The sequence below is a fragment of the Shewanella sp. T24-MNA-CIBAN-0130 genome (assembly GCF_040310185.1).
Classification (GTDB): domain Bacteria; phylum Pseudomonadota; class Gammaproteobacteria; order Enterobacterales; family Shewanellaceae; genus Shewanella; species Shewanella psychromarinicola.
Genome location: NZ_JBEOPP010000191.1, coordinates 1 through 334, shown reverse-complemented (window position 1 = coordinate 334; position 334 = coordinate 1). Strand labels below are relative to the sequence as shown.

Annotated in this window: 1 protein-coding gene; it reads left to right on the top strand. The window is 47.3% G+C overall.

The annotated features are described in order from the left end of the window. Nucleotides 1-334, top strand: a 334-nt coding sequence (locus AAEZ02_RS22030) for a PDZ domain-containing protein (RefSeq protein ID WP_351125110.1), incomplete at both ends; no start/stop codon positions are given.

Sequence of the window (334 nt, the reverse complement as noted above, 5' to 3'; positions counted from 1 at the left end):
GAACTGAACTCATTACATTCACAAGTACGAGGTGGCGATATTGCCCAAGATGCCGATGCAGCCAAAGCCGCTGCATTAGGGGCTAGGCTGACACAAACCGATAAAGGTGTGGTGATAAGCCATATTTATCAAACCGACCCTGAGTTGCCGTTATCAGCCTCACCACTGGCCCGTATTGAGGTTGATGCGAAAGAAGGTGATGTGATTGCGAGCATCAATGGTAAGAAAATTACTAACATTGCCGATGTGACTCAACTACTGCGAAACCAAGGCAACAAGCAGGTGTTGCTCGGTTTAGTCCGTGGTAAAACAGTCATCAATACCATAGTCACCC